Origin of the sequence: Romboutsia sp., from assembly GCF_035470145.1 — a bacterium.
Classification (GTDB): Bacteria; Bacillota; Clostridia; order Peptostreptococcales; family Peptostreptococcaceae; genus Romboutsia_D.
On record NZ_DATIRC010000291.1, the window covers coordinates 1 to 4899 of the forward strand.

Genomic DNA, 4899 nt, shown 5'->3' on the forward strand with positions numbered 1-4899 from the left:
CATTGAAGATATTGCTAATGCTGCACTTGCAGGTGGAGTTGCGATTGGTTCAACTTGTGATGTGACAACTCCAGGTTATGCGATGTTAATCGGTATTGCTGCAGGAGCTTTAAGTGTTATTGGTTATGCGATTATTGCTCCAAAACTTCAAAATTTGATTAAAGGAACAGATACTTGTGGTATTCATAATTTACATGGAATGCCGGGGCTTTTAGGAGGAATTGTAGCTGTATTTATTACTGGAAATGTAGGGGTTCAGTTAGGTGCAATTGTAGCAACTGTAATTATTGGATTTATTGGTGGTAAAATTACTGGATCGGTTATTAGTCTATTAGGTAAAAAGCTTATTCCTTATAGTGATGAAGATGAGTTTTTTATGCATAATTAAGATAGGACTACTGAAAAAAGGACTTTATGCTAGGACATAATAAAGGTACTAGTGAATTAACTTATATAACTTTATTAAAATACCCCCTGGGTCGTAAAACACGAATCAGGGGGGCTTTTGTATTTAAGTTGCATCAAGGTCTATAATTATAGGATAAGGAAAAAAGATAACCGTACATTGTATGTGGCATAATAAATATTTTTATTTACATTTTACATACAATGGCATACAATAAGTATACATTTGTATACAAATGTATACGAAATATAAAGGAGATGATTTTATGGCTAAAACATTTAGAATTTCAAAGGTGATGAAATTTATAGATAAACTTCGTGTATTGCGAAAAGTTGAGTTTGAACATACATTAAGGTTTGGTAATCATTTACAAGGACAATTCAGAGAAATATTTCCAAATAATGAATCAGATGAACAGGGGGATATGTATAAGGTTATAGATAATATCGCCGAGTATAGTTATAAACAAGATGGGATTTCTTTTTCACACTCGCAATTTTCTTTCTTTCACGAGACAATGTTTCATTTAGGAGGTACTCAAATAATTGATAATATAATTAAAGAAATGGCTGAGTTCTTTGATTTAGATATACCCGAACTAGATAAAACAAAAAGTGACTTAGAAAGCTATCATATAAAATCAATTGATACTAAAGATTACAGCAATATACCCAGAAAATTTTACATTATTATAGGTGGTATGGGTAAATCTTTTTCAGAACAAATCCAAGAAGAGTGTGCTCAACATTGTTTAACATTACTTTTGAAAATTCTTTAGGAAAATGAAATTAATAGAGCAGAAAATGGATTTATTATTCAAACTGCATTGCAAAATATTCCAAATATATCAAATGAATTAATAAACAATAATATTGCTATTTATGGAATTATCCCTATTGAAAATAAACAATAAAATTTGAGTTTGCTTGCTGATATAAATGAGTACTCTCATAATACTTTTAGATTTTAAAATAATACAACAAGAGTACAAACAGTGGTTACATTAAGTAGGGGAAAATAGATGTGATTGTTAGTACTTATTAGAAATAAAAAAGACTACTGGAATTAAGAATTTCCAGTAGTCTTAGAGAGTATTTATTTATATAATATAAAAATATCTACACTATCTTTATATTATAGTTTCTACTGATGTTACGCTACACTCACAGTTAAGTGATTTAAAAATTTTTACTATAACTAAGTGCTCTTCTGGAGGGTTTGTAGTTAGTGTTTGCTTGCATAGTAGCATATGATTAGTTCCAGCAACAACTTGATAACCCAAGTAAAGTACTATCTCATAATTTGCTCCAAGTAAATCTTCGAATGCTTTATCAAAGCAACAAATCAGTTTTTTACATACACAACAAGGGTGCTTAATATCTATTACCCATCCACCAGGAACTATTTCACTAGGACTCATAAAAATTCCTCCTTAATATAAATTTTGGAATATACTACGAATTTAATCTAATATTTTTTATTGGTTATCTAGTTATATACACAATATCAATATATAATATTGCATAATTCAGTATATGTGTTTATTTATATTTGAGTGTCAATATATGTGAAAATATTCCATATATTGCAGTTTTATAGCAATCTTATATATCAAAGTTTTTATAAAATAAAAATATAGAGATCTTATTTACATAAGACTATATCGAGGGGAGATAATCATGAAAGATAAAACAATTAGAATAATCACCTTCATTTTTGGGGTGACAACAATATTACTATCTTTACTATCTTTAGCATTTAGTATTACAATGCCAGGAGTAGTACCAATATCTTTTTCAATAGCAATGTTAGGGTTAATTTATTCAACAAAACAAAAATTCAATAAAGGAAAAGTAAGCAAAACAGAATGGAAATTCACATTTTATGGTGGATTAATAGTGGTATTTGGAAATTTTTACGAAGGGATTTGCCAAATAATACTAGCTATAAAATAGGCAAAAAATACTGCAGATAAATTCTCCATACTTTTGCATCTGAAAAATAACATAAATACACAAAATATCTTAAATATTCACAAAAATATACATTTATATTAATGTAAGGTGTGAATTTAACTATTAAAATTAAATTAGAAAACCCGAAGTGATTCGGCGACGCAAATCTATAGGGACTTTTTTAAGTTAGCCAGTTGTATAAATTTGTCTTTTAGAAAAGAGTGTTAACAGGTTCATGTTGATGCTCTTTTATTTTTATATAGAGAATTTTGAAAACACAAGTACTTATGGAATCAGGAATAAATAAACTTGAAATTATGTAATTTACTATTTCAGATAAATTATTTAGATAAATATATCAAATGCCTATAAAGTTATAGTAGTTTAGTACGTAAAAATAATAAATAAGTATGATATTTAATAGTAAAGAAATATGTATTAAAGGAGAGATGATTGGATTAGACGAGTAAACAACTAAGCTTTAAATAATTAATATTGTTAGTGCTATTGATAGATTAACAGATAAAGAAAAATAATAAAGGGAGATAAATCAAGAATGAAATTTAAATTAAGACACAAAAGAAAAGACAAAAACAAAAGTATAAAAACTCAACTTACCTTAATAATTGTGTGTTTTGCAGTTATTTGTTGTTTATTATTAGGAGCAATTACAAGTTTTCTAAATTATAAGACTTCTAATACTATTTTATCAGATACCGTTGTAGAAACGACTAAACAAGCTTCCGAAAACGTTTCTCAAAAAATTATGAATCTTGAAAATGCAGCGATTCAAACAGGTATTATAAAAGAACTTTCAGATCCTAATGTAAGTATAGAAGAAAAACAAAGCATTATAACTAAGCAAGAAAAGTTCTATGGAGTATCATTAGGCCAAATTATATATGCAGATGGTAAAGATCTTTTTAGTGGAAAAGATTATTCTGAAAGAGATTATTTCAAGGCTTCTATGGCAGGAGAAGCACATCTGAGTAGCCCTGTTGTTAGTAAATTAACAGGACAACTTATAATGGTAGTTTCAGCACCTCTTTGGGAAAATGGAGTACAAGGTAGCAAAATAGTAGGGATTGTAAGTTTTGATGTAGATAAAGACTTTTTAAATGATATTATTACTAATATAAAAATAGGCGAAAATAGTGATACTTACCTTATAGATAGTCAAGGAACAACAATTGCGGATGAGGATACTAGCCTTATTGGCGTAGAAAATACTATAAGAGAATCAGAAACAGATAAAAGCTTAATATCTTTTGCAGAGGCAGATAAAAAGCTTATTTCAGGAGAAATAGGATCTTCTAGTGTAGAATTCGATGGGCAAGATTGGCTTTTAGGATATGCTCCAGTGCAACATAGTAATGGTTGGGGTATAGGTGTAATGGTAAATAAAGCTGATTTTCTTGGGCAAATGTATACTTCAATCATAATTACAGTTATATTAGCTATAGTATTTACAATTATAGCACTTATTGTAGCAATAAAGATTTCTAATAGAATAGGAAACCCATTAAAAGAATGCAGTGAAAGGTTGAAAAAGTTAGCACAAGGTGATTTGAATTCAGAAACTATAGTTATAGATGAAGATAATGAGATAGGTCTAGTAGCAGAGGCTACAAGTAAAATAGTTAATGATTTTAGAGAAATGATAAATATGTTAACATATATATTAACTGAAATTAGTAATGGTAATTTAGATGTTGATGTGGATGATAAAAGAGCAAGTGAGTTGTTTGCAAATGATTTTGAACCTATATCAATAGCTGTAAATAAAATTGTAGATAGTTTAAATAGTACTTTATCACAAATAAATGTTGCAGGTGAACAAGTTGCAGTTGGTTCAGACCAAGTAGCAGAAGGTGCACAATTACTTTCTCAAGGTGCTACAGAACAAGCAAGTTCAATTCAAGAACTTTCAGCAACTATAAATGAAGTTTCACAACAAATAAAGCAAACTGCACAAAATGCAGAAAGAGCAAAGGAAATATCTGTAAAATCAAGTATTGCGACAGATAAAGGAAAAGAACAAATGCAAGAAATGATTGTTGCAATGGATGAAATTAGCAATACATCAAATAAAATTGGAAATATAATAAAAAATATTGATGATATAGCATTCCAGACAAATATTTTAGCGCTTAATGCAGCTGTAGAAGCAGCACGTGCTGGAGAAGCTGGTAAAGGATTTGCCGTTGTTGCTGATGAAGTTAGAAATCTTGCTGCAAAATCTGCACAAAGTGCAAAAGATACAGCGCAGTTAATTGAAAAATCACTTATAGCAATAGAAAATGGTACAATAATTGTTTCAGAAACTGCAAAATCTCTTGAAGAAGTTGTTGATGGTGCACAAAAGTCAGCACAAGTTATACAAGAAATTGCAGATGCAAGCGATGAACAAGCACAGCATATCAATCAAGTAAATATTGGAGTTGAGCAAATATCTGTAGTTGTACAAACTAATTCAGCAACTTCTGAAGAAAGTGCTGCTGCAAGTGAAGAGTTATCAAGTCAAGCTCAAATGTTAAA

General features: G+C 29.3%; 5 protein-coding genes and 1 riboswitch. Of the genes, 4 read left to right on the plus strand and 1 reads right to left on the minus strand.

The window, feature by feature from the left end; genetic code table 11:
* Positions 1-388 (plus strand): hypothetical protein (locus tag VLM92_RS11915; protein ID WP_331681758.1); only part of this gene is annotated, 388 nt, incomplete at its 5' end.
* 283 nt (positions 389-671) lie between these two features.
* The gene (locus VLM92_RS11920; protein ID WP_325276555.1) at positions 672-1184 is read left to right on the plus strand and encodes a hypothetical protein; all 513 of its coding nucleotides are present in this window, start codon (positions 672-674) and stop codon (positions 1182-1184) included.
* Between the two features lie 351 nt (positions 1185-1535).
* Here VLM92_RS11920 and VLM92_RS11925 read toward each other — a convergent pair whose 3' ends face one another.
* A complete protein-coding gene (locus VLM92_RS11925) occupies positions 1536-1826 on the minus strand; it encodes a hypothetical protein (RefSeq protein ID WP_325276556.1) in 291 nt (96 codons plus the stop codon).
* A 259-nt stretch (positions 1827-2085) separates the two neighbouring features.
* Between VLM92_RS11925 and VLM92_RS11930 the strand changes: the two genes are divergently transcribed.
* Complete coding sequence (locus VLM92_RS11930; RefSeq protein ID WP_325276557.1) at positions 2086-2361, plus strand: hypothetical protein; 276 nt, start codon at positions 2086-2088, stop codon at positions 2359-2361.
* Between the two features lie 126 nt (positions 2362-2487).
* A riboswitch (cyclic di-GMP riboswitch) is annotated at positions 2488-2563 on the plus strand.
* Between the two features lie 354 nt (positions 2564-2917).
* Positions 2918-4899: methyl-accepting chemotaxis protein (locus VLM92_RS11935; protein WP_325276558.1), on the plus strand; the 1982-nt coding region annotated here is incomplete at its 3' end.

Coding starts and splice junctions, on each gene's coding strand:
- VLM92_RS11920 (WP_325276555.1), top strand. CDS start 672: ATGGCTAAAACATTTAGAATTTCAAAGGTGATGAAATTTATAGATAAA.
- VLM92_RS11925 (WP_325276556.1), bottom strand. CDS start 1,826: ATGAGTCCTAGTGAAATAGTTCCTGGTGGATGGGTAATAGATATTAAG.
- VLM92_RS11930 (WP_325276557.1), top strand. CDS start 2,086: ATGAAAGATAAAACAATTAGAATAATCACCTTCATTTTTGGGGTGACA.